Origin of the sequence: Rubrobacter taiwanensis (genome assembly GCF_004337705.1) — a bacterium.
In the GTDB taxonomy this organism is placed as follows: Bacteria; Actinomycetota; Rubrobacteria; order Rubrobacterales; family Rubrobacteraceae; genus Rubrobacter_C; species Rubrobacter_C taiwanensis.
The window spans coordinates 13,069-39,707 of the sequence record NZ_SKBU01000012.1; the positions used below are offsets into that span (position 1 = coordinate 13,069).

The 26,639-nt window shown below is 69.4% G+C and carries 28 protein-coding genes, 1 pseudogene and 1 riboswitch; of the genes and pseudogenes, 27 read left to right on the top strand and 2 right to left on the bottom strand.

The features are described 5' to 3' along the window. Position 1: 1 nt before the first annotated feature. From rpsD to trpE, 15 genes are all read left to right on the top strand, one after another. Entirely contained in the window at positions 2-604 is a 603-nt protein-coding gene (gene rpsD, locus E0L93_RS05850) for a 30S ribosomal protein S4 (protein ID WP_132689793.1), read from the top strand. A 40-nt stretch (positions 605-644) separates the two neighbouring features. Continuing rightward, positions 645-1,574 carry a DNA-directed RNA polymerase subunit alpha gene (locus E0L93_RS05855; RefSeq protein ID WP_132689796.1) on the top strand — a complete coding sequence of 310 codons (930 nt, stop codon included), beginning with the start codon at positions 645-647 and terminating at the stop codon, positions 1,572-1,574. Further along, positions 1,571-1,951 (top strand): 50S ribosomal protein L17, encoded by a 381-nt coding sequence (gene rplQ, locus E0L93_RS05860; protein ID WP_132689799.1) that lies wholly within the window; start codon positions 1,571-1,573, stop codon positions 1,949-1,951. The genes E0L93_RS05855 and rplQ overlap by 4 nt, the downstream gene beginning before the upstream one ends. A 4-nt stretch (positions 1,952-1,955) precedes the next feature. Further along, positions 1,956-2,813 (top strand): ATP-binding cassette domain-containing protein, encoded by an 858-nt coding sequence (locus E0L93_RS05865; RefSeq protein ID WP_243638126.1) that lies wholly within the window; start codon positions 1,956-1,958, stop codon positions 2,811-2,813. Continuing rightward, the gene (locus tag E0L93_RS05870) at positions 2,810-3,619 is read left to right on the top strand and encodes an energy-coupling factor ABC transporter ATP-binding protein (RefSeq protein ID WP_132689802.1); all 810 of its coding nucleotides are present in this window, start codon (positions 2,810-2,812) and stop codon (positions 3,617-3,619) included. Before E0L93_RS05865 ends, E0L93_RS05870 begins: the two co-directional genes overlap by 4 nt. A gap of 1 nt (position 3,620) precedes the next feature. Further along, a complete protein-coding gene (locus E0L93_RS05875; RefSeq protein ID WP_132689805.1) occupies positions 3,621-4,409 on the top strand; it encodes an energy-coupling factor transporter transmembrane component T family protein in 789 nt (262 codons plus the stop codon). Then, complete coding sequence (truA, locus tag E0L93_RS05880; RefSeq protein WP_132689808.1) at positions 4,406-5,158, top strand: tRNA pseudouridine(38-40) synthase TruA; 753 nt, start codon at positions 4,406-4,408, stop codon at positions 5,156-5,158. Before E0L93_RS05875 ends, truA begins: the two co-directional genes overlap by 4 nt. 9 nt (positions 5,159-5,167) lie before the next feature. After that, complete coding sequence (locus tag E0L93_RS05885; RefSeq protein ID WP_132690088.1) at positions 5,168-5,836, top strand: O-methyltransferase; 669 nt, start codon at positions 5,168-5,170, stop codon at positions 5,834-5,836. A gap of 84 nt (positions 5,837-5,920) precedes the next feature. Then, on the top strand, positions 5,921-6,355 hold the full coding sequence (gene rplM / locus E0L93_RS05890; RefSeq protein WP_132689811.1) for a 50S ribosomal protein L13: 435 nt from the start codon (positions 5,921-5,923) through the stop codon (positions 6,353-6,355). A gap of 1 nt (position 6,356) precedes the next feature. Further along, positions 6,357-6,752, top strand: a complete 396-nt coding sequence (rpsI, locus tag E0L93_RS05895) for a 30S ribosomal protein S9 (protein WP_132689814.1) — start codon at positions 6,357-6,359, stop codon at positions 6,750-6,752. A gap of 75 nt (positions 6,753-6,827) precedes the next feature. After that, positions 6,828-8,129 (top strand): phosphoglucosamine mutase, encoded by a 1,302-nt coding sequence (gene glmM / locus E0L93_RS05900; protein ID WP_132689817.1) that lies wholly within the window; start codon positions 6,828-6,830, stop codon positions 8,127-8,129. After that, entirely contained in the window at positions 8,126-8,962 is an 837-nt protein-coding gene (locus tag E0L93_RS05905; RefSeq protein WP_132689820.1) for a DUF429 domain-containing protein, read from the top strand. Before glmM ends, E0L93_RS05905 begins: the two co-directional genes overlap by 4 nt. Next, positions 8,962-9,720 carry an imidazole glycerol phosphate synthase subunit HisF gene (hisF, locus tag E0L93_RS05910; RefSeq protein WP_132689823.1) on the top strand — a complete coding sequence of 253 codons (759 nt, stop codon included), beginning with the start codon at positions 8,962-8,964 and terminating at the stop codon, positions 9,718-9,720. The genes E0L93_RS05905 and hisF overlap by 1 nt, the downstream gene beginning before the upstream one ends. Beyond that, on the top strand, positions 9,717-10,325 hold the full coding sequence (gene hisIE / locus E0L93_RS05915) for a bifunctional phosphoribosyl-AMP cyclohydrolase/phosphoribosyl-ATP diphosphatase HisIE (protein ID WP_132690091.1): 609 nt from the start codon (positions 9,717-9,719) through the stop codon (positions 10,323-10,325). Before hisF ends, hisIE begins: the two co-directional genes overlap by 4 nt. After that, positions 10,309-11,826, top strand: a complete 1,518-nt coding sequence (gene trpE, locus E0L93_RS05920; protein WP_132689826.1) for an anthranilate synthase component I — start codon at positions 10,309-10,311, stop codon at positions 11,824-11,826. Before hisIE ends, trpE begins: the two co-directional genes overlap by 17 nt. A 4-nt stretch (positions 11,827-11,830) precedes the next feature. On the opposite strand, the gene E0L93_RS05925 is transcribed toward trpE, so the two are convergent. Beyond that, positions 11,831-12,487, bottom strand: coding sequence for a DedA family protein (locus E0L93_RS05925; protein ID WP_165874184.1), 657 nt, complete (start codon positions 12,485-12,487; stop codon positions 11,831-11,833). Between the two features lie 94 nt (positions 12,488-12,581). On the opposite strand from E0L93_RS05925, the gene plsY reads away from it, so the two are divergent. The 12 genes and pseudogenes from plsY (at position 12,582) to E0L93_RS05985 (ending at position 25,472) form a co-directional block, all read left to right on the top strand. Then, positions 12,582-13,199 (top strand): glycerol-3-phosphate 1-O-acyltransferase PlsY, encoded by a 618-nt coding sequence (gene plsY / locus E0L93_RS05930; RefSeq protein WP_132689832.1) that lies wholly within the window; start codon positions 12,582-12,584, stop codon positions 13,197-13,199. Beyond that, positions 13,189-15,423 carry an HAD-IB family hydrolase gene (locus E0L93_RS05935; RefSeq protein ID WP_132689835.1) on the top strand — a complete coding sequence of 745 codons (2,235 nt, stop codon included), beginning with the start codon at positions 13,189-13,191 and terminating at the stop codon, positions 15,421-15,423. The genes plsY and E0L93_RS05935 overlap by 11 nt, the downstream gene beginning before the upstream one ends. Then, on the top strand, positions 15,424-16,632 hold the full coding sequence (locus E0L93_RS05940) for a zinc-dependent alcohol dehydrogenase (RefSeq protein WP_132689838.1): 1,209 nt from the start codon (positions 15,424-15,426) through the stop codon (positions 16,630-16,632). A 12-nt stretch (positions 16,633-16,644) separates the two neighbouring features. After that, a pseudogene (locus E0L93_RS05945) lies at positions 16,645-16,920 on the top strand (protoglobin domain-containing protein); the annotation flags it as partial. Further along, positions 16,851-17,360 (top strand): MarR family winged helix-turn-helix transcriptional regulator, encoded by a 510-nt coding sequence (locus E0L93_RS16565; protein WP_207890350.1) that lies wholly within the window; start codon positions 16,851-16,853, stop codon positions 17,358-17,360. The pseudogene E0L93_RS05945 and the gene E0L93_RS16565, both read left to right, overlap by 70 nt. 18 nt (positions 17,361-17,378) lie before the next feature. Further along, a complete protein-coding gene (locus E0L93_RS05955; RefSeq protein ID WP_132689844.1) occupies positions 17,379-18,053 on the top strand; it encodes an MOSC domain-containing protein in 675 nt (224 codons plus the stop codon). Between the two features lie 62 nt (positions 18,054-18,115). After that, a complete protein-coding gene (gene larAH, locus E0L93_RS05960; RefSeq protein WP_132689847.1) occupies positions 18,116-19,693 on the top strand; it encodes an NPN-dependent hydroxyacid isomerase, LarAH14/15/16 family in 1,578 nt (525 codons plus the stop codon). 38 nt (positions 19,694-19,731) lie between these two features. Further along, positions 19,732-21,375, top strand: a complete 1,644-nt coding sequence (locus E0L93_RS05965) for an acyl-CoA dehydrogenase family protein (RefSeq protein WP_132689850.1) — start codon at positions 19,732-19,734, stop codon at positions 21,373-21,375. A gap of 168 nt (positions 21,376-21,543) precedes the next feature. Beyond that, on the top strand, positions 21,544-21,909 hold the full coding sequence (locus E0L93_RS05970) for a hypothetical protein (protein WP_132689852.1): 366 nt from the start codon (positions 21,544-21,546) through the stop codon (positions 21,907-21,909). A gap of 35 nt (positions 21,910-21,944) precedes the next feature. Beyond that, positions 21,945-22,130, top strand: a riboswitch (cobalamin riboswitch). A gap of 115 nt (positions 22,131-22,245) precedes the next feature. Next, positions 22,246-23,181 (top strand): ABC transporter substrate-binding protein, encoded by a 936-nt coding sequence (locus E0L93_RS05975; protein ID WP_165874185.1) that lies wholly within the window; start codon positions 22,246-22,248, stop codon positions 23,179-23,181. Next, complete coding sequence (locus E0L93_RS05980) at positions 23,168-24,184, top strand: FecCD family ABC transporter permease (RefSeq protein WP_132689858.1); 1,017 nt, start codon at positions 23,168-23,170, stop codon at positions 24,182-24,184. The genes E0L93_RS05975 and E0L93_RS05980 overlap by 14 nt, the downstream gene beginning before the upstream one ends. Next, positions 24,174-25,472, top strand: coding sequence for an ABC transporter ATP-binding protein (locus E0L93_RS05985; RefSeq protein WP_132689861.1), 1,299 nt, complete (start codon positions 24,174-24,176; stop codon positions 25,470-25,472). Before E0L93_RS05980 ends, E0L93_RS05985 begins: the two co-directional genes overlap by 11 nt. Here E0L93_RS05985 and E0L93_RS05990 read toward each other — a convergent pair. Further along, on the bottom strand, positions 25,456-26,505 hold the full coding sequence (locus E0L93_RS05990) for an NAD-dependent epimerase/dehydratase family protein (RefSeq protein ID WP_132689864.1): 1,050 nt from the start codon (positions 26,503-26,505) through the stop codon (positions 25,456-25,458). The genes E0L93_RS05985 and E0L93_RS05990 overlap by 17 nt on opposite strands. Positions 26,506-26,639: the final 134 nt, after the last annotated feature.

Genomic DNA, 26,639 nt, shown 5'->3' on the forward strand with positions numbered 1-26,639 from the left:
ATTGGCACGCTACACGGGACCCAAAGTCCGGAGGGACCGCCGGGCGGGGGTGATGCTCTCCAACAAGCGCAAGAACGCGCTGGAGCGCAAGCCCTACCCGCCGGGCGAGCACGGCCGGGGACGCCACCGGCAGACGGAGTACGGCATGCGGCTGCTGGAGAAGCAGAAGGCCCGGTGGTTTTATGGGGTCTCTGAGAAGCAGTTCCGCAGGGCTTACGAGAAGGCGACCCGGATGCCGGGGGTTACGGGGGAGAACCTGCTCCGGCTGATGGAGCTGAGGATGGATAACGTGGTCTTCCGGCTGGGGTTCGCCAGCAGCCGGCCGCAGGCCCGCCAGCTCGTGGTACACGGCCACTTCCAGCTCAACGGCCGCAAGCACAACATTCCGTCGGCGGTGCTCAAACCGGGCGACGTGATAACGGTGCGGGAGAAGAGCCGGAACCTCCAGCCCATACAGGAGGCCGTCGAGAACGTGGTGGCCGTTCCTCCGTGGCTGGAGGCCGACCACGACAACTTCACGGGCCGTGTGCTGCATGCCCCGAGCCGGGAGGAGATGGAGGTCCCGGTCGAGGAGCAGCTGATCATCGAGTTCTACAGCCGGTAGTAGTCCAAAAGAAGAGTTCGTTGCAGGTGGTAGTTTGACGATGTTAGATGTTGCGCCGCCCCGTTTCCGGGCGGAAGAGGAAGAGGAGCGCCGGGGGCTCTTTGTGGCCGAGCCGCTGCCGCGGGGATTCGGCCACACTCTGGGGAACTCGCTGCGGCGGGTGATGCTCTCCGGTCTGACCGGAGCGGCTGTGACCAAGGTTCGCATCGAGGGTGTCTCGCACGAGTTCTCGACCATCCCCGGCGTGCGGGAGGATGTCGTGGACCTGATCCTCAACGTCAAGGGCCTGAAGTTCAGGCTGGAGCGCGACGAGCCGATGGAGCTGGAGTTGATCAAGGACACCCCGGGCGAGGTCCGGGCCTCCGACATCCAGCTGAAGGCCGACGTGGAGGTTGTGGACCCCGACCACTATCTGGCTACCGTCTCGGAGGGCGGGAGCCTGGAGATGCGGCTTACGGTCGAGCGGGGTCAGGGCTACGTGCGGGCCGAGCAGAACAAGAGCGACGCCGACCCGATCGGAGTCATCGCCGTGGACTCGATGTTCTCGCCGGTGCAGCGGGTGAGCTATACGGTCTCCGAGACGCGCGCGGGTGCCCGGGCGGACCTGGACTCGCTCACCATAGAGGTGTTCACTGACGGCCGCATAACGCCCCGGGAGGCGGTTCAGGAGGCCGCCGGCCGGCTCATGGAGATGCTGCAGCTCTTCACCGACGGCTACGAAGGCTCCCTCGGGGCCGAGCCGCGCCGAGGCGGGCGGCCCGCCATCGCGGACGAGCGCCCGATAGAGGACCTGGAGCTTACCGTACGCTCCTACAACTGCCTCAAGCGCGAGGGCGTGGACACCATCGGACAGCTGGCGACGATGACCGAGGAGGAGCTGATCAACATCCGCAACCTCGGCCAGAAGAGCGTGGACGAGATCCGCAGCAAGCTCGCGGAGTACGGATACCAGCTGGAGAGTGGGCTATGAGGCACGCTAAGAGGGGTCGCAAGCTCGGCCGCGAGAGGCAGCACCGGCACCTGATGCTGGGGACGATGGCCGGACAGCTCATCGATCACGGGCGCATCAAGACCACCGAGCCCAAGGCCAAGGAGCTGCGGGGCGTGGTGGACCGGCTGGTCAACCTCGCCAAGCGGAACGACCTGCACGCCCGGCGGCAGGCGGTGAAGGTGCTCAGGGACAAGCGCATCCTGCGCAAGCTGTTCGAGGAGATCGCGCCGGAGATGGCCGACCGCGATTCCGGGTACACCCGCATCCTGAAGCTCGGTCCGCGGCCCGGAGACGGCGCCGGTCAGGTGTATATCGAGTTCGTCAACTACGACACGATCTACAGCGTCGAAGAGTAGGCCGGTGGCTCCGGAGGGAGGACGCCCGGCGAGGGGGGAGGGAGCTCGCTCCGGCGGGCTCCTTCTCGTCTGCTGCGAGGGCGTGACCTACTCCTATCCGGGCTCCTCCCGGCCGGCCATAGATCGTCTGGATCTGCGGGTCTCGGCCGGCGAATACGTGGGCGTGCTCGGTCCGAACGGGAGCGGCAAGTCCACGCTGGCGCGTCTGCTGAACGGGCTGCTTCGGGCCGACTCCGGGAGGGTGCTGGTGGCCGGGTACGATCCGGCCGAGGAGCCGTGGGAGGTGCGCCGGCGGCTGGGCGTGCTCTTTCAGAACCCAGACAACCAGCTCCTCGCACCCTTCGTGGAGGACGACGTGGCCTTCGGGCTGGAGAACCTGGGGGTGAGCCGGGAGGAGATGCGCGGCCGGGTGCGGGCGGCGCTGGAGGCGGTGGGTCTCTCCGGGTTCGAGCGGCGGGAGCCGCACACCCTCTCCGGCGGGGAGAAGCAGCGGGTGGCGCTGGCCGGGATTCTGGCCGTCGAGCCGGAGGTGCTGGTGCTGGACGAGCCGACCTCGATGCTGGACGCCGCCGGGAGGCGGGAGGTGCTGGAGCGGATCTCGGCCCTGCGCGGGGAGAGGACCGTGGTGCATATCACGCACCACCTGGACGAGATCCTGGACGCCGACCGCGTGCTCATCCTGAACGGGGGGCGTCTGGTGGCGGAGCTGGCACCGGAGGAGCTGGTGCGGGAGCCGGAGCTGCTGCGGGAGAACCGGCTCGTGCTGCCGCCGGTGCTGCGGCTCGCTGCCGCCCTGGGGCTCGGATTCTGCCGCACGCCGGAGGAGCTGGCCAGGGCCATAGCGGGGCAGAGGGTGTGGTGAGGTTAGAGCTGGAGGATGTGCACCACGTCTACGCGCCGGGCACCCGTTTCGAAGTGCCGGCGCTGCGGGGCGTCTCGCTCGCCGTGGAGCCGGGTGAGGTTCTGGCCGTCGTCGGCGGCACCGGCTCCGGCAAGAGCACGCTGGCGCAGCACCTGAACCTGCTGCTCAAACCGACACGCGGGCGGTTGCTGGTGGACGGCGAGGACGCGCGGGGTATGAAGCTGGGCGAGCTGCGCCGGCGGGTGGGGCTCGTCTTCCAGTTCCCGGAGGCGCAGCTCTTCGAGAGCAGCGTGCGCCGGGATGTGGCCTTCGCGCCCCGGCGGCTCGGGCTGGGCGAAGACGCGGTCGGGGAGCGGGTCCGGCAGGCGCTTGCGGAGCTGGAGATCTCTCACCTCGCCGACCGCAGTCCCTTCTCGCTCTCGGGCGGCGAACGGCGGCGGGCCGCGATTGCGGGCGTGCTGGCGATGGACCCGGAGGTGCTGGTGCTGGACGAGCCGACGGCCGGGCTGGACCCGTTCGCCCGGGCGGAGCTGCTGGGGCTCGTGCGCCGCTTCCGGGAGAGGGGGCGCTCGGTCGTGCTGATCTCCCACGATCTGGACGAGGTGGCCGAGGTCGCGGACCGGGTCTGCGTGCTGGAGCGCGGCCGGGTGCGGGCGCTTGGCACGCCGGAGGAGGTCTTCTACGCGAACCCCGCCCTCGCCCCGGCGACGGTGCGGGTTATGGCGGCGCTGGGGCGGGCGGAGGCCGGCCGGCCGGTACGGTTCGCAGATACGCTGCAGGCGCTGAAGGAGCTGCTGGAGGGGTAGGTTGCTCGGCAGGGGGTTGGGACAGTTCTATCCGGCCGAGTCGCCGGTGCACCGGCTGGACCCGCGGGCCAAGATAGTGGCCGCCGGCGCTATCGTGGCCGGGCTCTTCCTCGTGGACTCGATGGCGGGGTTTCTCGTCATCGGGGGCGCGGTGGTGGCGGCGCTCGTGGTGAGCCGGGTGCCGGTGGGGAGCTTCCTGCGCGCCATGCGGCCCGTCCTGTTCATCCTCGTCATCACGAGCCTCTTCCAGATCCTCTTCTACCGGCGGGGGGAGCTCATCTTCGGGTGGGGCTGGATCCAGGTCTACACCGGCGGGGTGGAGCTGGCCGCGTTCCTGGCGCTGCGGCTGGCGCTCCTGATCTCGGCGACCACCCTGCTCACCGCCACTACGAGCCCGCTCGCGCTCGCCGACGGGCTGGAGGATCTGCTCTCGCCCCTCTCGCGCCTGCGCTTCCCCGCACACGAGCTCGCGATGATGATGAGCATCGCGCTGCGCTTTATCCCGACCCTCTCCTCCGAGGCGGAGAAGGTGATGAAGGCCCAGGCCGCCCGCGGTGCGGAGTTCTCCGAAGGGGGGCTGCTGCGAAGAGCCCGGGCGCTGGTTCCCGTGCTGGTGCCGCTCACCATAGGCGCCTTCAAGCGGGCCGACGAGCTCGCCGAGGCAATGGAGAGCCGGGGCTACCGCGGAGGTGCGGGCCGGACCCGCTACCGGGAGCTGCGCTTCCGGCCGCCGGACGCGGCGGTGCTCGCGCTCGCGGTGGCCGCCGTTGCGGGAGGTGCCCTCGTTTGAAGTTCGCCGGGCTCGTGGAGTACGACGGTACGGAGTTCGCCGGCTGGGCCGAGCAGCCGGGGCAGAGGACCGTGGAGGGCGAGCTGCGGCGGGCGCTCGGGACCGTCCTGCGCCAGCCCGTGAAGCTGAGCGTGGCCGGCCGCACCGACGCCGGGGTGCACGCCTCGGGCCAGGTCGTCTCGTTCGCAGCGGAGACCGGGCTCGCCCCGGACCTCATCGCCTACAAGGCGACCGCCGTGTTGCCGCAGGACGTGGCACTGCGACGCTGCACGGTCGTGCCGGACGCCTTCGACGCCAGAAAGGACGCCCGCTCGCGCAGCTACGAGTACCGGATCGTGAACTCGCCGGTGCGCTCGCCGCTCCGGCGGCGCTACGCCGCGTTCGTGCCGCGGGAGCTGGACTTCGGCCTCCTGCGGCGAGCGGCCGCACTCGTCCGGGGCGTGCACGACTTCCGGGCCTTCACGCCGAGCCGGACGTACCACGTGCGGTTCGAGAGGATAGTGAGCGAGTCCCGCTGGGAGCGGGCGGGGGAGCTGCTGACCTACCACGTGACCGCCGACTCGTTCCTCTACGGTATGGTCCGCTCGCTGGTGGGGACCATGCTGGAGGTGGCCGAAGGGAAGCGGTCTCTGGAAGGCCTCGAGCGGCTGCTGGAGGGAGCGGAGCGCCGGCAGGCGGGGCCGGCGGCTCCGGCGCGCGGCCTCACGCTGGTGGGAGCCGGGTACGAAGATCTGAGCTTCGGAGGATAGAGCTTGAGCGTGGACGAAGGGCTGCTGAGGGAGATAGACGGCTACATCGAGAGCCTCTTCGGCGAGCAGGACGAGGCGCTGCGGGCGGCGCTGGAGGAGTCCCGGCGGGCGGGGCTGCCCGAGATACAGGTCTCGGCCAACCAGGGGAAGCTGCTGCACATCCTGGCGGCTGCGAGCGGCGCGCGGCGCGTTCTGGAGATCGGCACTCTGGGCGGGTACAGCACGATCTGGCTCGCCCGCGCCCTGCCGCGGGACGGGGTCCTGATCTCGCTGGAGCTGCGTGAGCATCACGCCGGGGTGGCCCGCCGGAACATTGAGCGGGCCGGGCTCTCCGGCCGTGTCGAGGTGCGTGTGGGCGACGCCCGGGAGAGGCTGGCGGAGCTGGCCGGGCAGGGTGGGGTCTTCGACCTGATCTTCATAGACGCGGACAAGACGGGATATCCGGAGTATCTGGAGTGGTCGCTCAGGCTCTCCCGGCCCGGGACGCTCATTCTGGCCGACAACGTCATCCGGGGCGGGGCGGTGCTGGACGCGGAAGACGAGGTCTCGCGGGCGGTCCGTCGCTTCAACCGCGTCCTGGCGGAAGATCCGCGCCTCTCGGCCGTGATACTGCCCATACTGCGCGAGAGGGTAGACGGACTCGCCATAGCGCGAGTGCGGGGGATGCCGCAGTCGTAACAGTTTGACACTTGCGGTCCCGTTATTTAACATCACAGGGTTGGTTTCGACCCCCGTGAAGGCGGCATTCGGAGCTGGAGGACTATGAGGAGTTACATGGCGCGGCCCCTAGAGGTCGAGCGTAAATGGTACCTGATAGACGCGGAGGGCAAGACGCTGGGGCGGCTGGCCTCGGAGATCGCGACGCTCTTGCGCGGCAAGCGGAAGCCGCAGTACACCCCGCACGTGGACGTGGGGGACTTCGTGGTCGTGGTCAACGCCGGGAAGGTCGCGGTGACCGGCAGGAAGGCGGAGCAGAAGGTCTACTACCGGCACAGCGGCTATCCCGGTGGCCTCAAGACGACGACCTTCGAGCAGATGATGGAGAAGAAGCCGGAGGAAGTCCTGCGCCGGGCGGTCGCCGGCATGATGCCGAAGACCCGGCTGGGGCGCAGGCAGCTCAAGAAGCTCAAGATCTACGCCGGCCCGGAGCATCCGCACCGGGCCCAGGCTCCCGAGACTTACGAGGTGAGGCAGTAGGATGGCTCAGCAGGCACTCTACAGGGGAACGGGGCGCAGGAAGACCTCGGTGGCGCGGGTACGGATCTTGCCGGGGGAGGGCAAGATCACGGTCAACGGCCGCGACTACACCGAGTACTTCCCGCGGCTGACCTACCAGCACGCGATCCGTTCCCCGCTCAGGATACTGGACGCTGAGGGACGCTACGATATAGTCGTCAAGGTCGAGGGCGGCGGCCCGACCGGTCAGGCGGAGGCTGTGCGGCACGGCATAGCCCGGGCGCTGGCCGAAGAGTCTGAGAGCGCGCGCGCCGAGCTGAAGAGCGCCGGGCTCCTGACCCGGGATGCCCGGGCCGTGGAGCGCAAGAAGTACGGTCTGAAGAAGGCCCGCAAGCGCCCGCAGTTCTCCAAGCGGTAGGGGTCGCGTGCCGGAGATCGTCTCTCGGGAGCGGACGGGCGCGCGCCCGTCCGCGCGGGGGGTGATGCAGTCCCGGTGAGGATCAGGTTCGGAACCGACGGGGTACGCGGGGTGGCCAACCGGGAGCTGGCACCCGAGCACGCCCTCGCCCTGGGGCTCGCTGCCGCCCGGCTCTTCGGCGGGCCTCTCGCCGTCGGGCGTGACACCCGGCTCTCGGGCGGGATGCTCTCGGCAGCGCTCGCGGCCGGGGCCGCGAGCGGCGGGTCGGAGGTGCTGGACCTCGGGGTTCTGCCCACGCCGGGCGTTGCGGCGCTGGTCGGGGAGCTGGGCGGGGCGGCTGCGGCGGTCATCAGCGCGTCGCACAACCCCTACCCGGACAACGGTATCAAGTTCCTCTCCCGCGAGGGGCGCAAGCTGCCGGACGGGCTGGAACGCGAGCTAGAGCATCTGGTGGAGAGCACCTTCGACGACCGGCCGGCCGGAGCGGGTGTCGGCGGCATAAAGCGCATTGAGGACGCTGCCGGGCGCTACGCGGGGTTTCTGGCCGCCCGGATCCGGCCGCGGGCCGGGGGGATGCGGGTGCTTCTGGACTGTGCGAACGGCGCGGCGTACCGGGTTGCCCCGCTGGCGTTCGAGCGGACCGGGGCGGATCTCACGATCGTCTGCGGCGACCCCGACGGGACGAACATAAACCGGGGCTGCGGCTCGACTCACGTCGAGGGGCTGGACGTGCGGGGGCACGATGTGGCCTTCGCCTTCGACGGGGACGCCGACCGGGTGCTGGCGGTGGACGAGACGGGCTCCGTGGTGGACGGGGACAGGATCATCGCCATCCTCGCCCGCGACCTGAAGGAGCGGGGCGAGCTCTCCGGCGGGGTGGTGGTCACGGTAATGAGCAACCTCGGCTTCTTCAAGGCCATGGAGGGGCTCAACATACCGGTCGAGGTCACGCCGGTCGGGGACCGGCATGTGGCCGAGGCCATGCGGAAGACCGGGGCCGCCGTGGGCGGCGAGCAGTCCGGGCACATCATCCTCTCCCGGTACACCACGACCGGGGACGGTATCCTGACGGCGCTCGCGCTGCTGGAGGTGATGGTGCGCTCGGGCCGGCCGCTCTCGGAGCTGGCCCGGGTTATGGAGGTCTATCCCCAGCGCCTCATCAACGTCCGCGTGAAGGACCGCTCCGTGGCCGGGGATGGGGCCGTGCGGCGGGCTGTGCGCAGTGCGGAGGAGAGGCTCGGGAAGGAGGGCAGGATACTCCTGCGCCCGAGCGGCACGGAGCCCGTGGTGCGGGTTATGGTGGAGCACGTGGACGAGGAGGTGTGCCGGACGGTGTGCGAGGAGGTCGCCGGGGTGGTCGAGAGGGCGGGCGCGTGAGGTTCGTGGGATGCGCGCTCGCCTGGCGGCCGGGTGAGGCGAGGGACCGGAGCTCCGCGCTCGTGGTACTGGACGAGCGCGGCGGGATCATCGCCAACGCGTTTGCCGCCGGGGTGGAGGAGCTCGCCGGGGCGATAGAGTCTTACGCCGGCGGCGAAGGCGTGCTGGTGGGGGTAGACGCCCCGCTCTCCATCCCCAACGAGCGCGGCACGCGCGAGGTGGAGCGCATCCTGTCGCGGGTCTCGCTCCCGGCCTACTCGGCCAGCCGTAAGATGTTCGGGGAGGAGGTCTACCCGGAGGAGTTCCTGGCTGCGCTGGAGAGGGTTGGGATCCAGTACACCGACTACCCCTTCCCCCGTGACCGGGAGCAGCGGGCGGTGGTGGAGGTGAACTCGGCGGCCACGCTGAAGGTGATCTCTTTCGAGCGCGCCGGCAGCGACGGCCGGCTGGAGGAGATCCGGGAGCCCCGCTACCGCAAGGGGAACAAGGCGCAACGGGCCGCGGCCCTCAGGGAGGTCGTGGAGATCCTCTGGAACACGCCGGGGCTCCGGTTGCGTACCGGCAACCTCTCGGACGACCTGAGCGCACCGGAGAACGTGGACGTCTCGCGCATAGAGGTGACCGAGGAGATGTCGCACGCGGAGCTGGACCGGATCATGAACCTGGTCGAGGGCACGCTCGCGGCCTACACGGTGCTGCGGCACTGGAGGGGGCGCGACGGTTCGCTCGTGGTGGGGACCGGCCCCGAGGGATACGTGCTCATCCCGGCCCCGGAGATCCTGCGCCGGCGCATAGCCGAGGAGTGCCGGGCGGCGGGGGTGCCCTACGTCTGATGGCCCTCTGCGTGCGAATAATCCCCTGTCTGGACGTGGATGCCGGGAGGGTCGTCAAGGGGACGCGCTTCAGGGATCTGCGGGACGCCGGGGACCCGGTCGAGCTGGCTGCGCGTTATGACGCCGAGGGGGCAGACGAGATCGTCTTCTACGACATAACCGCTTCGCACGAGCGGCGGGCCACCTCCGTGGCGCTGGCCCGCCGGGCCGCCGAGGAGGTCTTCATACCCTACACCATCGGGGGTGGCGTGCGCACGGTCGAGGACATGCGCGCCATGCTGCGCTCCGGGGCCGACAAGGTCTCCGTCAACACCGCTGCCGTGAAGAACCCCGACCTCATAAGCGAGGGCGCGGAGCGCTTCGGGAGCCAGTGCGTCGTCCTGAGCGTGGACGTGAAGCGGCGGGAGGACGGTCCGGGCTGGGAGGTGTACCTGAACGGCGGCCGGGTGAACACCGGCCGCGACGCGCTGGAGTGGCTCGTGGAGGGCGAGCGGCGGGGCGCGGGCGAGTACGTGCTGAACAGCATGGACGCCGACGGCACGGAGACCGGCTACGATCTGGAGCTCATCTCAGCGGTCGCCGAGCACACGAATCTGCCCGTCATCGCCTCGGGCGGGGCCGGGCATCCGGATCACATGGTCGCGGCCGTCGAGGCCGGGGCCGACGCCGTGCTCGCTGCCAGCATCTTCCACTTCGGGGAGTGGTCCATAGCGGAGGTGAAGGCGTGGATGAAGAAGGCCGGCATCCCGGTGCGATGAAGCTGGAGGGCGTGAAGTTTGACGGGCGGGGGCTGGTGCCGGTCGTAGCTCAGGACGCGCGCACCGGCGAGGTCCTGATGCTGGCCTACGCCGACCGCGCGGCGCTGGAGCGGACCGCCGCCACCGGCGAGGCCCACTACTACTCCCGCTCCCGCGGGGAGCTGTGGCACAAGGGAGCCACTAGCGGCAATACTCAGCGGGTGGTCGAGATGCGGCTGGACTGCGACGGCGATGCCGTGCTCTACCGGGTTGAGCCCCGCGGCCCGGCCTGCCACACCGGGGCGCGGAGCTGCTTCTTCACCCGGCTCGCCGGGGAGGGTGCTGCCGGGCTTGGGGAGATGCTGGCGCGGCTCTCCCGCGTCATCTCCGAGCGCCGCCGGGCGCTGCCGGAGGGCTCTTACACGGCGGAGCTCTTCCGGGGCGGTTCGGGGCGCATCGCGCAGAAGGTGGGCGAAGAGGCCGTGGAGACGGTCGTGGCCGCGCTGGAGGGGGAGCGGCTGGAGGAGGAGGCTGCGGATCTCCTCTACCACCTGCTGGTGCTGCTGGAGGACCGGGGCGTAAGCCCGGACGAGGTGGCGAGGGTCCTGGATGAGCGTCACCGCTGACTCTCTCATCCCCGCCCTCCCCGAGGCCCGGCGGCTGGCCCGGGAGTACGACGTCGTACCGGTCTACGCGGAGTTCATCGGGGATCTGGAGACCCCGATCTCGGCCGCGCTCAAGTTCGCGAACGAGGAGACCGTCTTCCTGCTGGAGAGCGCCGAGGGGGCCGAGCGCTTCGGGCGCTACTCCTTCCTGGGCTTCGATCCCAAGCGCACGCTCTTCTACCGGGGCGGCGCGTATACGGTTGTGGACGCCGACGGGGCGCGCGAGGTCCCGGCGAAGGACCCGTTCCGGGGCCTTGCGGAGCTGGTGGGTCGGCGCAGCGTCGCACCCCTGCCGCACCTGCCGCCCTTCGTGGGCGGGGCCGTGGGCTACTTCGCCTACGATGCCGTGCGCTACCTGGAGAGCCTGCCGGACGCCCCGCCGGACGATCTGAGCCTCCCGGAGGCATACTTCGCCGTGACCGAGACGCTGGTCGTCTTCGACCACCTGCGGCACAAGGTGCTTGTGATCTCGCTCCTCGATGCCGGCCGCCTGCGGGACGTGGAGGGCGAGGGCTTCGCCGCCGCCTACCGCCGGGCGGCGGACGAGGTGCGCCGGGTGGCCGAGCGGCTGTCGGGACCGCTGAGAGACCGCGGTCTCGCCCCTGGCGCCAAGAGGCCGCAGGTAGACTCCAACTTCACCCGGGCTGCTTACATGGAGGCCGTGGAGCGCGCCCGGGAGTACATCCGGGCCGGGGATGCTTTCCAAGTCGTCCCCTCACAGCGCTTCGTGGCCGAGACCGGAGAGCTAGACCCGTTCCGTCTCTACCGGGGCCTCAGGAGCGTGAACCCCTCTCCGTACATGACCTGCCTGAAGCTCGGGGATCTGGCCCTGGTCGGGGCCTCGCCCGAGCCGCTGGTACGGGTGGAGGGACGCACCGTGATGACCCGGCCCATCGCCGGGACCCGCCCCCGCAGCGAGGACCCCGAGCGCGACGCCGCACTGGCCGAGGAGCTGCTCGCCGACGAGAAGGAGCGCGCCGAGCACGTGATGCTTGTGGACCTCGGCCGCAACGACCTGGGACGGGTCTCGGAAGCCGGCTCCGTGAGGCTGGAGCGGTTCATGGAGATCGAGCGCTACTCGCACGTAATGCACCTGGTCTCCACCGTGACCGGGCGCCTGCGGCCGGAGCTCACCGCGCTCGATGCCCTGGCCGCCGCCTTCCCCGCGGGCACCGTCTCCGGCGCGCCCAAGGTGCGGGCGATGCAGATCATAGACGAGCTGGAGCCCGTCCGCCGCGGCCCGTACGCCGGGGCCATCGGCTACTACGGCGTGGACGGCCGGCTGGACACCTGCATCACCCTGCGCACCGCCCTGCTCAGGGACGGCCTGGCGTACTTCCAGGCCGGAGGCGGCGTGGTCGCCGACTCGGACCCCGCCGCCGAGTACGAGGAGACCCGCAGCAAGGCCCGGGCGCTGGTGCGGGCGCTGGAGGTCGCCCGCAGCCGCGAGCTGTGGCTTTAGGGCCCTAGCGGCGGCGTTGGCGGCGGTAGATGAGTAAGGCCACCACGAGCGCGGCGGCGAGCAGCGCTACGGCCCGGCCGTAGGACTGGAGGGCCGTTATGATCACCTCCCAATACTCGCCGAAGAGGAACCCGATGGAGCCCATGGAGACGGCCCAGAGGGATATGGCGAGCAGGTCGAAGGCCAGAAAGCGGGGGTAGAGCATCTTGCTGAGGCCCGCGGAGAGCGGCATCGCGGCCCGCATCCCCGGCGTGAAGCGCCCGAAGAGGACCGTCTTGCCGCCGTGCAGGTAGAACCACTTCTCCACCCGCCGGAGGTGGCGGGGCTTCAGGAAGCGCCGCAGCAGCCGGGAGCGGAAGAGGCGGTTTACGAAGGCATAGCCCCCGATGCGTCCGGTCCAGTACATGGTGCTGTCGCAGACTGCGGCTCCCAGAGCCCCGATGAGTATGACGTAGATCAGATGTATATCCCCGGTGCTATTGGCGAGCCAGCCGCCGGCGAGCATGACCAGATCCCCCGAGCTCGGCAGGCAGAAGTCCAGCGCGGCGCCCAGAAACACGATCAGGTACCCGTGTTCGGTGAGCAGGCGCGTCAGGAACTCGAGCAGCTCTTCGGGGGAGCTGAGGGCGGATCTCAGATCTGTCAGCAGCGCTCCGGCCATCTTCGTACTCATACCCACAGAGCGCAATTAAAGCACAGATGTCCGGAGCCTCCACCGCGGGATAATCCCCCGGCGTTCCGCTATACTTCGCGCCATGCTGGAGGTCTTCCTGATCCTGCTCGGGTATCTTATGGGGTCCGTGCCGACCGGGGTTCTGGCGGCGCGGGCTTCGGGCGTGGATGTCCGGCGGGTGGGCAGCGGGAACATCGGGACGGCGAACGTGCTGCGGGCGGCGGGCAAGAAGGCGGCCTTCGTCACGATGCTAGGCGACATGGCCAAGGGTTTCGCGCCGGTCCTGATCTCGGTGCACCTTACGCCGTCTACATGGGTGCACGCGGCGGTGGCCTTCGCGGCGCTCGCGGGCCACACCTGGCCGGTCTTCCTGCGCTTCAAGGGGGGCAAGGGGGTGGCGACCGGGGCCGGGACCGTCATCGCGCTCGCGCCGCTCGTGGGACTCTTCATGTTCGCCGTCTGGTGGGCCGTCGTGCTTATTAGCCGGTATACTTCTCTGGGGGCCATGGTCACGATGGTGCTTGGGCCCGTGGCGTTCATCCTCACGGGCCAGCCGCTGCCGTATGTGGCGTACACGGTCTTGGGGGCCGCGCTCGTGATCTGGCTCCACCGCGAGAACATCCGGCGGCTGGCCGCGGGGACCGAACGCAAGGTCGGCCAGCGAGAGAGGTTAGAGAGGAGCGGCGAGCGTGTTAGGTGACGCTTACCGGGGCAAGTCCCTGCTCCTGACCGGCGGGACGGGTTTTCTGGGGACGGCTCTGGTGGAGAAGATGCTGCGCAGCCTGCCGGAGCTGGAGCGGATCTACCTCCTCATCCGGCCGTCTTCCGGCAAGGGCGGCCGGGAGCGCTTCGAGAAGGACATCCTCGGCTCGGACGCCTTCGACCGCCTGAGAGAGGAGCTGGGAGAGGAAGGACTCGCGGAGCGGGCCGCGAAGGTGCGCGTGCTGGAGGGGGACGTGCAAGCCCGGGACCTGGGGCTCTCCCGGGAGGAGCTGGACGAGCTGGCCGAGGGCGTGGACGTTGTCATCCACTCGGCGGCCTCGGTTATCTTCGACGCTCCGCTGGACGCCGCCGTGGATTCCAACGTGCGGGGCACGCTGGGGCTGCTGCGCCTCGCCCGCGGGTGGGAGAAGCGGCCGCTCTTCATGCACATCTCCACCGCCTACGTGGCGGGCGAGGTGGAGGGACCGGTGCCGGAGCTGCTGCCCGGCGGAGAGACCCCGAACGGCGCCCGCATAGACTGGCGTGAGGAGGTTGCGGCGCTGGACCGGATGGTGCAGGAGGTGGAGGACGCTTCCTGGGAGCGGGAGCGGGCGAGCGAGTTTGAGGCTGAGGCCCGGCGCGAGCTCGGGATGGTCGGTGAGGAGCCGGAGGTGGCCGAGCGTGCCGAGCAGCTGCGCCGGGCGTGGGTGCGCGAGCGGCTGGTGGAGCGCGGTAACGAGCGCGCCCGCGAGCTGGGCTGGCACGACGTGTACACCTTCACCAAGTCGCTGGCCGAGCGCGGGGTGCTGGCCGAGCGCGGCCCGCTGCCGCTCGTGATACTGCGGCCGGCGATCATCGAGAGCAGCCTCTCCGAGCCGCGGCCGGGGTGGATCCAGGGCTCCCGCATGGCCGACCCCATCATCATGGCCTACGCCAAGGGCGTTCTGCGCGAGTTCCCCGGGAACCCGGAGAGCGTCGTGGACCTCGTGCCGGTGGACCACGTGGTGAACGCCGCGCTTGCGGCGGCAGCCCGGCGGCCGGAGGAGCCCGAGGTCTATCAGGTGGCCTCCGGTGAGCGCAACCCGCTACGCTACCGCGAGCTATACGGCTACGTGCGGGAGTACTTCCTGGAGAATCCGCTGCGCGACGCCGGACAGCGCCCCATCCCGCTCCCCGAGTGGAGCTTCCCGGGCCGCCGGGCGGTGGAGAACAGGCTCCGGGCCGAGCTGGCGGCGCTGAAGGCGGCGGGGAAGGTGGCCGAGCGGCTCCCCGAGGGGCACATGACGCAGGATCTGCGCGGCCGCATCGCGCGCGCCGAGAAGCGTGCCCGCATGAGCTTCTACTACAGCCGTATCTACGGCCCTTACTCGGATATCAGATCCACATTCTCCGCCCAGAACACCTACCGGCTCTACCGGGAGCTTACCGAGGAGGACCGGAGGGAGTTCCCCTTCGACATCGCGGAGGTGGACTGGGCCGAGTGGCTGCAGAGGATTCACCTGCCCGCGATCACGGCCCGCCCGGGCCGCAAGACGCGCCGGGTGGCGAAAGAAGAGGAGCCCGGGCAGGTGGCCGCCATCTTCGACGTGGACGGCACGCTGGTGGAGGCCAACGTGGTCGCCTACTATGCGTGGCTCAGGATGCAGCAGCTGCCGCGCCCGCTGCGCCCGCTGTGGTTGGCCACCTTCCTGCCGAAGATCCCATACTACTGGGGGCTGGACAAGATCAGCCGCGCTCACTTCAACCGCGCCTTCTACAAGAACTACGCGGGCTGGACCCACGAGCAGGCCCGGCAACTGGGACGGGAGAGCTTCCACAACTTCACCCTGAAGCGCCTCTACCCGGAGGCCATGGAGGTCCTGCGGGACCACCGGGAGAAGGGTCACCGCATCGTCTTCCTCTCCGGCGCCCTGGATTTCGTGCTGGAGCCGCTCGGCGGGCTCGCCGACGATGTGCTCTGCGCCCGGCTCTCGGAGGAGAACGGGACCTACACGGGCCGGCTCTCCGGCGCCCCGGTAGCCGGAGAGGCGCGCGCCCGGATGCTGGCCTCCTTCGCCCGCCGCCGCAACATAGACCTCTCCCGGTCCTACGCCTACGGAGATTCCATCTCCGACCTGCCGATGCTGGAGGCCGTAGGATACCCGGTCGTCGTGAACCCCGACCGGCGGCTGGCAGCCGAGGCGAAGCGGAAGGGATGGCCGGTCCGGCGCTGGAGGCGCTAGATGCAGGCCCTGCGGTATAGGAAGTCCATCCCGCGCTACCTCCTGATGCGGCTGGCTGCGAAGCGTGTCAGGGGCCTGGACACGAGTTCTGCCGCTCCGTTCGGGCTGGAGGAGATCCCGGAGCCCGTACCGCCCACCCCGGAATGGGTCCGGGTACGGCCGCGGCTGGCCGGGATCTGCGGCTCCGACCTCTCGACGCTCTCTGCCACAAGCTCGCCGTACTTCTCCCCGCTCACCTCGCCGCCGTTCGTGATGGGACACGAGGTAGTGGGAGAGGTCGCCGAAGACGCCGGAGACTTCCGCGCCGGAGATCGGGTCGTGATCGAGCCCGCGCTCGGATGCCGGGTGCGCGGGATCTCCCCGGAGTGCCCGATGTGCTCCGCCGGCCGCTACGCCCTGTGCACAAACGTCACCGAAGGCGATATCTCGCCCGGCATCCAGACCGGCTTCTGCCGCGACACCGGCGGCGGCTGGTCGGAGATGCTCGTCGCCCACCCCTCGCAGCTCTACCGCGTTCCGGAGACCCTCTCCGACGAGGAGGCCGTGCTGACAGAGCCCCTGGCCTGCGCCGTCCACGCCGCCCTCACCCACGCCCCAGACCCGGAGGAGACCGTGGTCGTACTCGGTGCCGGGAGCATCGGCCTGCTGGTCGTGGGAGCCCTGAAGCAGCTCACCGGCGTGGAGCGCCTGATCTGCGTCGCCAAACACCCCCGGCAGAGACAGGAGGCCCTGCGCCTCGGCGCAAGCGCGGTCGTCTCGCCGAAAGAGGTCTACACCCGACTGCCGGAGCTGCTCGGCGCGCGCCTCCACAGACCCGAGCTCGGCAAGCCGGTCGTCCTCGGCGGCGCAGATAAGGTCTTCGAGTGCATCGGCTCCCCCGGCACGCTGGAGGACGCTACGCGCCTCGCCCGCCCCGGCGGAACGGTCGCCTTCGTCGGCATGCCGGGACACTCGAGCCGCCTGGACCTCACCCCCCTCTGGCATCAGGAGACGGAGCTGGTCGGAACCTACGCCTACGGCATAGACGAATACCGCGGCGAACGAGTGAAGAGCTTCGAGCTGGCGCTCAGAATAGCCCCCGCTCTGGACCTGAAGGGACTCGTGGGACCCCGCTTCCGACTCCCCCAGTACCGGGAAGCCATAGCCGCCGCCCGCGCCGCCGGACGTAACGGCCACGTGAAGGTCGCCTTCGACCTGCGCGAAGAGTAGCCGCCCTTGACCTACGACCGGGAGTGGCTGGACTACCAGCAGGAGATAGCCCTGCGCCACACGCGGGCGAAGAAGAACCGCACCGATGGGGTGGACTCGGTCGAGCACATCCCGCTGCGGTACATGGTGGCGTTCATCTACCCGATCACGGCTACTATCAGGGGGTTTTTGGAGAACAGGGGGCATGGCGCCGAGGAGGTGGAGAAGATGCACCAGGCGTGGTTCAAGTCGGTGGTGTTGCAGGTTGCGCTCTGGAGCCAGCCGTACGCGAAGGCCGGGGATTTCTAATCGGCTCCGTCTTCGACCCGGCGGCGCAGCATGGTGGCGTAGACGCCAAGATCGTCGCGGCGCTCGAGCGGCTCGGTCAGGTCTTCCTCACGCTGCTGCGCGAGCGGGCAGCGGAGGCCGGGCTCAGCCCGATCCAGGCCCGCTTCCTGCTCTACCACGCCGTCGAACTGCGCCGGGTCGGCCAGCTCGCCCGCGAGTTCGGCCTCACGCCGGCTACCGTGAGTGATGCGGTAGACGCCCTGGAGGACAAGGGGCTCCTCAGCCGGGATCCTGACCGTCGCGCGGATGTGCATCACCTGCCGGTTCTTCCGGCGCGACGCCCATCCGGGTGCGGGCTCTCCCCACCACTGCCGGCTGCTGGACGTGCCGCTGTCCGACGCCGACCTCCGGCCGGACTGCCCGGAGCACGAGCTCGCCAGGAGTTGAGAAACCATCGGTAATCTTCAGAGGAGGGGTACGTGAAGGCACGGTTGGTCTCGTTGAACGTAGGGAAGCCGCGGGAGCTGGCGCACGGCCGGCGGACGGTGCGCAGCGCCATCTACAAGACGCCGGTCTCCGGCGTGCTCTGGCTCGGTGAGCGCGGGCTGGAGGGCGACGAGCAGGCCGACCTCCGCGTCCACGGCGGGCCGGAGAAGGCCGTGTGCGTCTACCCGCTGGAGAACCTGCCGCACTGGCGGGCGGTTCTGGGCCTGGAGCTGGGGCCGGGAGCGTTCGGAGAGAACTTCAGCGTCTCAGGAATGGTGGAGGAGGCGGTACACATAGGAGATACGTACCGGGTCGGGGAGGCGGTGGTGCAGGTCAGCCAGCCTCGCCAGCCGTGCTTCAAGCTGGCGGCCCGGCACGAGGTGCCGGAGCTGGCGCTGCTGGTGCAGGAGTCGGGCCGGACCGGCTTCTACTTCCGGTGCCTGCAGCCGGGTCGGGTGCGGGCGGGGGACGAGCTGGCGCTACTGGAGCGTCCCGGGGCCTCCGTGAGCGTTGCGGAGGCCAACCGCATCATGCACCGCGACAAGCGGGACGCAGCCGGCATAGAGCGGCTGCTCGCGATCCCCGAGCTATCTGCCTCCTGGCGGCGCACCCTGGAGAAGCGGCTCGGGGGTGCGGTGGAGGACGCAGGACGCCGCCTGAGCGGTTAGAATGCTTCCGGAGCCCGGGGCCGCCGGGAGAAAACCTGTAGCTTCCGACCGCAGGGAGGGAGATGAGCCGTCCGAGCCAGACCGTAATTCTGGACAGAAACAGCCCCCCCATGATGTTCAATGCCGGGGAGGGGTTCCGCTACGAGAAGCTGCCGGAGGGGACGCGGGTAATCTATCCTCCGGGGCCGGTGGAGCCGCTGGCCGACCCCAACGTGGCCATCGAGCGGGCGTTGCTGGAGCCGCTAGAGATGGAGCCGCTGCACGAGCTGCTCTTCCCCGGCATGAAGCTCACCATCGCCTTCGACGATCTCTCGCTGCCGCTGCCGCCGATGCAGAAGCCGGACATCCGGCAGCTCGTCATAGAGAAGGTCGTCGAGAAGGCGCGCGCGAAGGGTGTAGAGGACATACACCTCATTGCGGCTTTGGGGCTGCACCGGCGCATGACGCCGTGGGAGCTCAGGCGCTGTCTGGGGGACAGGATCTTCAACCAGTTCCACCCCGACCGCCTCTACAACTACGACGCCGAGGACGAGGAGGGGAACGTCAAGATCGGGGAGACCGAGCGGGGCGAGGAGGTGACCGTAAGCCGCCGCGTCGCCGAGAGCGACCTGCTCGTCTACGTCAACATAAACTACATCCCGATGGACGGCGGGCACAAGTCCGTGCACACCGGGCTTGCGCCCTACTCCTCCATCCGCCACCACCACACCCCGGAGACCCTGCGGAACACCCGCTCTTTGATGGACCCGCACAACTCGGCCATGCACGCCTCCATAGACCGCATGGGCCGGCTCTTCGACGAGCACGTCAAGGTCTTCCACATCGAGACGACCCTCAACAACGCTGCCTTCCCGCAGCTCTTCGACTTCATGGCCAGACCCGAGCATGAGTGGGGCCCCGTTACGAAGGCCAACTTCCTGATCAACCACACCTCCACGCAGCGGCTGCCGTGGAAGGTTTCGCACAAGATCTTCCAGAGCCTCGTCGCCCCGCACAGGATGACCAGCGTGCAGGCCGGGGCTACCGAGCCCGTACACCGGAAGACGCTCGAGGAATGCTACGAGCAGCAGCTGGTGCCGGTGGAGGGACAGGCGGACGTCTTGCTGCTCGGCGTGCCGTATCTGGGGCCGTACAACGTGTACTCGATCATGAACCCCCTGCTCGTGTACAATTTGCTGCTCGGCTACCTCTTCAACCTCTACCGGGGCAGACCGCTGGTGCGTGAGGGCGGGGTGCTCATCGGGACGCATCCCATGTACGAGCGCTTCCACGAGGTGCACCACCCCTCCTACATAGACCTCTACAACGAGGTCCTGCCCGAGACCAGCGACGTCTACGAGATCGCGCACCGCTACGAGGAGAAGTACGCCAACGACCCCTGGTACCGCACCCTCTACCGCAACTCCTACGCCTACCACGGCGCGCACCCCTTCACCGTGCTCTACTGGGCCGCTCACGCCCTCGACCATCTGGGGGACGCCATCGTGGTCGGCGCGAACCCGAACGCCGCGTCCCGGATGGGCCTCAAGCGGGCCGATACCGTGGCCGAGGCGCTGGAGATGGCGAAGGACGTCGTGGGGCCGAGCCCGCAGATCACCTACATGCACATCCCGCCGCTTTTTATGTGCGAGGTGAGTTAGTCGGGGAGTAGGAGTTTAGCGTTCGAGCGGGGGTAAGGATGTCTGAGACGCACGAGGTGTTCAACCAGCCACCCCCTCTCGTGGACTACGACGCCGCGGACGACCCGGCGCTGCTCGAGGCGCTGCGCCGGGAAGGCGGGGAGGAGGCGGAGGTGCGTGCCGTGGGGAAGCTCGTGGGCTCCGGCCGCGTGCAGGAGCTGACGCGCCTGGCGAGCGAGTGCTCGCCCACCCTCCGCACCCACGACCGATACGGGTACCGCATAGACGAGGTCGAGTACCACCCGGCGTGGCACGAGCTCATGCGTACGGCGGTGTCGCTGGGGTTGGCCGGCAGCCCGTGGCGGGGCTCCGCCTCCGGCGCGCATGTAGTGCGTGCCGCGAAGTACCTCGTCTGGGCGACGCAGTCTGAGCAGGGGAATTGCTGTCCGGTGACGATGACCTACGCCGCGGTGCCGGCTCTGCGCTCCGAGCCGGAGCTCGCCGATCGCTTCGAGCCCCTGCTGACCTCCTCCGAGTACGACTTCGGCCTCAGGCCTCCGGAGAGCAAGCACGGCATCATTGCGGGCATGGCGATGACCGAGAAGCAGGGTGGGTCCGACGTGCGCGCCAATACCACCCGTGCCGAGCCCGCGGGCGACGGCACCTATCGCATCACCGGGCACAAGTGGTTCTGCTCGGCACCGATGAGCGACGTCTTTCTGGTGCTGGCTCAGGCTCCGGGAGGGCTTACCTGCTTCCTCCTGCCGCGCGTTCTCCCCGATGGGGAGCGCAACCGCATGCGCCTGCAACGCCTCAAGGAGAAGCTCGGTAACCGCTCCAACGCCTCCTCCGAGGTAGAGTACGAGGGTGCGGTGGCCTGGCGCGTCGGGGAGGAGGGACGGGGCGTACGCACCATTATCGAGATGGTCAACATGACCCGGCTGGACTGCGTTATCGGTGCCGCAGGCGGGATGCGGTGGGGGCTGCATCAGGCCGTCCACCACGCCCGCCACCGCGAGGCGTTCGGGAGGCGGCTCATCGAACAGCCCCTAATGCGCAACGTGCTCGCCGACCTGGCCACCGAAACCGAGGCGGCGATCGCTCTCGCTCTGCGGCTCGCGGGTGCCGTGGACCGCTCCCTCGCCGGGGATGCGGGAGAGGCGGCTTTCAGGAGGCTTGCGATACCGGTCTCCAAGTACTGGGTCACCAAACGCTGGCCGGCGCATGCGGCAGAATGCCTGGAGTGTCTGGGCGGCAACGGCTACATAGAGGAATCCGGTATGCCCCGTCTGTACCGTGAGGCTCCCCTCTACAGCATCTGGGAAGGTGCTGGCAACGTCGCCGCGCTGGACGTGCTGCGCGCCATGAAGCGCGAGCCCGAGAGTCTTGAGGCGTTCTTCGCGGAGCTCGGGGCCGCTGCTGGCGTCGATCGCCGGCTGGACGGGGCCGTTCGCGCGCTGCGGCGGGAGCTATCGCACCCGGAGGGGATGGAGCCGCACGCCCGGAGGCTAGTCGAACGCATGGCCCTCGCTTTGCAGGGGTCCCTGCTCGTCCGGCACGGGCACCCGGCAGTCGCCGACGCCTTCTGCGCCTCCCGGCTCGCCGGGGAGTGGGGCCATGCTTTCGGCACACTTCCGGAGGGGCCGGGGCTCGACGCCATCCTGAGGCGTGTCCTGCCCGGAACCGGCGGTCATGCGCGTTGAGACGGCCCTCCTGGTTGATCTGTACCGCTCCGCCAGGAGGGCCGGCCGTAACTCGCCTTCGAAGTCCATGCGGACGGGTAAGCGCCTTGTAGCGATATGCGGGCCGGAAGGTTCCGGAGGTGATCTCTCGAACAGATCCGGGACGTCCGGATTGCTAGTATATGGAGCATGAAGGCGGTTATGCGGACCCCGTTCGTGGTCTTCTGGAACTGGCTGGCGTGGGGGCGGCGCACCCGGCTCAACAGGGTGCTCTTCGCGCTCTCCTGCGGAGTCTCCGTCTTCGTGACGGCGGCCTTTCTGTGGGCCACCCTCTCTCCGGCTCCGGGCGACGTGGTGCGCTACTTCGCCCTCTACTACGTGTGGGGGATGTGCGCCATCGGGCTCATCTTCGGGCTCGGGGAGTACAAGACCAGTCCTCTGAGGGAGAAGCGGGAGCGGGGGCATCTCTTCATCCTGCTCTACCTGGGCGTGCTGCTCATCATCACCCGGGCTCTGAACGCCTACCTCTACTACAACCCCGACGGCTACATGTAGATTGACGCCCTGCCCGGGGGCTGTTAGGCTCTGCGTGCTGCCAGTTGCGCCGCGGTGTCAGGGAAGCCGGTGAGAATCCGGCGCGGTCCCGCCACTGTGAGCGGCGAGCCGGGGGCGCTATCGGGTGGTCCCGGACCACTGGGCCCGTAGGCCCGGGAAGGTCGCGCCCGGCCGGCGTTCGAGCCGCAAGCCAGGAGACCTGCCGCGGTGCCCGCAACCCGGAAGCTCTTCGAGGAAGGAGTGTGGGGATAAGTGAGCATCAGCGGTTTCTTCTAGCGCCTCTCGAGAACGAGTGCTGGTTCGGCGAACTTCTGTCTCTTGGGGGGTGATCTGCTCTTGCGCAACAGGCTGTTTGTGATGCTAGCCGTTCTGGCGGTTCTCATCTTCGCCGCCGCGTGCGGCGCGGACCGGCAGGAGGGAGCCGGGGAAGATGCGGCCGCCGAGACCGGCTACCCGCTGACCGTTACGGACGCCGTAGGCCGGGAGGTGGAGATAGAGGGGCGTCCGGAGCGGATCGTCTCCATGGCCCCGAGCATCACGGAGACGCTCTTCGCCGTCGGGGCCGGAGAGAGGGTCGTGGGCGTGACGACCGCCGACGACTATCCGCCGGAGGTCGAGGCCATAGAGCGGGTTGGGGACTTCCAGGGTCCGAACGTGGAGAAGGTGGCCGCCATGGAGGTGGACGTGCTCTTCCTCTCCTTCGACTACTCGACCCCCGAGACCGCGGACGACCTGCAGCAGAAGACCGGGGCGGACGTGGTGGTCCTCAACCCGCAGACGGTGGAGGAGGCCATCTCCAGTATCGGTACGGTGGGTGAGATCGTGGGCGAGCCGGAGCGGGCGCGGACGGTGGAGGAGCGGCTGCGCGGCGAGCTGGAGGAGATCCGGAGCGCGGTCGAGGGCCGCGAGCGTCCGGCGGTCTTCTACGAGATCTGGCACGAGCCGCTGCAGACGGCCGGCGGCGGGAGCTTCATCGGCGATGCCATAAGGCTCGCGGGCGGGCGGAACGTCGCCGAAGACGCCGCGCAGGACTACCCGCAGTACCCGCTGGAGCGGCTCCTGGCGGAAGACCCGGAGTACTACTTCGTCGGCAGCAGCTCTGGGGCGACTCCGGAGGACGTGGCCGCGCGCCCGAACTACGGGAGCCTCCGGGCCGTGCGGGAGGACAACGTCGTCGTCATAGACGACGATCTTGTGAACCGCCCCGGCCCCCGGATAGTCGAGGGAGTCCGGCAGCTGGCGGAGGCGCTCCACCCGGATGCGTTCGAGTAGGCCGGGGATCTGGGCGTTCTGGATCGGGGCTTCCCTGGCCGCGCTCGCCGGGGTGAGCGTTCTGGCGCTCGGCACCGGGCCCTCTTGGCTGCCGCCGGGAGAGGTGGTGCGGGCGCTGCTCGGCGGGGGAGAGGGGCCCTCTGCTGCCATAGTGAACGATATCCGGCTGCCCCGCATCGCGCTCGGCGCGCTCGTGGGGTGCGCTCTGGGGATCAGCGGGGCGGCGATGCAGGGCGTCTTCCGCAACCCCATGGCCGACCCGTACATCATCGGGATCTCGCCCGGCGCGGCGCTGGGCGCGGTGGTGGCGGTGGCCTCGGGCGTCTCCGTCTCCGTGCTCGGGCTCTCGGCGATCTCGCTCGCCGCGTTCGCCGGCGCGCTGCTGGCCGCCCTGACCGTGATGACGCTGGCGCGCCGGGGCAGCCTCTTCCCGGTCGCCGACCTGTTGCTCGTCGGGATAGCGGTCGGGGCGTTCGCCTCGGCGGTCTACTCGCTGCTCGCACTCACGCTCGCCGACAGCCGTATCGCGGCCGTCTTCTACTGGCTCCTGGGCTCCCTCTCCGCCGCCGACTGGGACCGGGTTCTGGCGACGCTGCCGTACCTGGCCGTGGTTGCGGCGGTGCTCCTGAGCATGGCCCGGCAGCTGGACGTCTTCGCGTTGGGGGAGGAAGAGGCCGGGTATCTGGGCATCCGGGTCGAGCGGATGAAGCTGATCGTGGTCGGAGCGGCCTCGCTCGGGGCTGCGGCGGCAGTGGCCGTGAGCGGGGTGATCGGGTTCGTCGGGCTCATCGTGCCGCACCTGGCCCGGCTGGTGGTGGGGCCGCGGCACGCCCTGCTGCTCCCCGTCTCCGGTATCTGGGGGGCGACGCTGCTCGTCGCGGCCGACGCGGTGGCGCGCAGCGCGCTGGCCTATTCGGAGATCCCGGTCGGCATTATCACCGCGCTCTGCGGTGCGCCGTTCTTCCTGTACCTCCTGAAGAGGACGCGCAAGCGTGGGCTCTAGGCTGGCGATAGAGGTCCGCGGGGTCCGGATCGCCTACGGCACGGCGGACGTGTTGCACGGCGTCACGCTGGAGGTCCCGGCCGGGGGATTTCTCGCCGTGGTCGGACCGAACGGGAGCGGGAAGAGCACGCTGCTGCGCGCCGTCGCGCGCGCCCTCAAACCCCGTGCCGGAGCGGTGCTGCTGGACGGGAGAGACGTGGGCTCCTGGGACTCGCGGGAGTTTGCCCGCGAGGTGGCCGTGGTCCCGCAGCACGGCGAGCCCGCCTTCGACTACACCGCCCGCGAGCTGGTAGCTATGGGGCGCACCCCCTACGAGCGGCGCTTCACGCCGGACGCGGGCGGCCGGGAGGCCGTCGAGGGCGCGATGCGCCGGGTCGGGGTGTGGGAGCTCAGGGACCGCCCGGCGAGCACCCTCTCCGGCGGCGAGCGGCAGCTGGTCAGGCTCGCCCGCGCGCTGGCCCAGCAGCCGGAGGTGCTGCTGCTGGATGAGCCCACCAACCACCTGGACATCCGACACCAGGTGACCTTCATGGAGGTGCTGAAGGGACTGAACCGCGGTGGCGTCACGGTGCTCATGGTCGTACACGACCTAAACCTCGCCGCCCGCTACGCAGACCGGGTGATCGTCATGCGGGAGGGGGAGATCTCCGCTGCCGGGCCGCCGAGCGCGGCTCTGAACCCGGCGGTGGTAAGAGCGGTCTTCGGGGCCGAGGTGGAGGTCTCGGTCTCGCCCCGGACGGGAGCGCTCAACGTTCAGACCGTCGGCGTGCCGGATCCGGGAGCCGGCGGCGAGCCTCGCGTCCACCTCGTCTGCGGCGGCGGCTCCGGGGCGGCCCTGATGCGCCGTTTGTATGAGGAGGGTATACCCTTCTCCGCCGGAGTGGTGAACGCCGGAGACACCGATCACGCCCTCGCCCGCGCGCTCGGCGCGCCGGTGGTGGAGGGAGCCCCCTACTCCCCCGTCTCCGACGAGGCGCACGCCGCGAACGTCGCGGCCGCAGAACGGGCGGAGCTGGTGGCCGTCTGCGACATGCCGGTGGGGCCGGGCAACCTGAGGAATCTGCAGGCCGCGCTGGAGGCGCTGGACGCCGGGGTCCCGGTCGTCCTGCTGCGCGACGGCCCCCATCACGGCGAGAAGCGCGACTACACCGGCGGGGCCGCTACGGAGCTGGCCCGGCGTCTAAAGAGCGGCGGCGCGCGGGTGGTCGAGTCCGCAGACGGCGTGGTCCGGCTCCTGGCCCCGGACCGGGGAGCGGGGAGGGAGCCGGCGGCTAGAAGAACCTCTTGAGCAGCCCGAGCGCGCCCTGCTTCCACGGCACGCGGTGTGAGACACCGCTCTTCTTCTCGAACTGCTTGCGGTTCTCGATGTACCACTCGAAATTTCTGAGCAGCGCCTCCCTGTTGGAGTACTTCGGGGTGAAGCCGAGCTTCTTCTCGGCCTTCTCGATGGAGACGAAGGAGTCCTTTGAGGCCGTCTCGTAGACCCACCTATACAGGGGGGAGAGGCCGAGCCTGTCCAGCAGGCGCAGCCCCCAGATGGCGGGCGCGGCCGGGAAGCCGATGACCCGCTTGCCGTGGCCCGCGCGGTCCAGCACGGCCTGGTAGTCCTCCTTCATCGTGGCAAACTCCTTGGCCCCGATGTTGAAGGTGTCGTTCACCACGTCCTCCGGGAGTGTCATGGTGCGGTGGATCGCCTCGCAGAGGTCTTCTACGTCCAGCAGCTGGTAGCGGTTGTTCCCGCTCCCAATCATGGGGAAGTTGCGCCCGTCGAGCGCCCAGTCGTAGAGCAGCGCGAAGACCCCGAGACGCTCCGGGCCGACGAACGACTTGGGCCGGATGATGGGCACCACCATCCCCTTCGCCCGCCACTCCAGGCAGACCATCTCGGCCTGGATCTTGGCCTGCCCGTAGGGCCCGACGCCCTCCAGCCGGTCGTCCTCGTAGAGCGGGTGGTGGTCCGGGATGCCGTAGACCGCCGTGGACGAGATGTGCACGAAGCGCTCCACGCCGCGGTGGTGCGCGGCCTCCAGAAGGTTGCGCGTCCCCTCCACGTCGGTGGTGTAGATCTCCTCCGGTGAGTAGAGGGGCAGCGCGGCGGCGGTGTGCACCACGATGTCCACGTCCTCCATCGCCCGCTCCACGGCGCGTCTGTCCCGGATGTCGCCGCGGATGATCTTCACTTCGTCACGCATGTCCGGGTAGTCGAAGTCGGCGATGTCGAGCGAGACCAGCTCGTATCCCCGCTCGTGCAGGTAGCGGATCAAGTTTATCCCCAGAAAACCGGCTCCCCCGGTGATGAGAACCCTCTTCTTCTCTCGCATGGCCTCTCCTCGCAGGTGTTATGCCTCGGTCAAGGCGAGAATTCTACACGAGAGCAAGGGTGCTTGTAAGACTTTGATCCGGATCGAACGGCGAAGGAGCCGGTCCCGGCAGGACCGGCTCCCCCTCTCCCTCA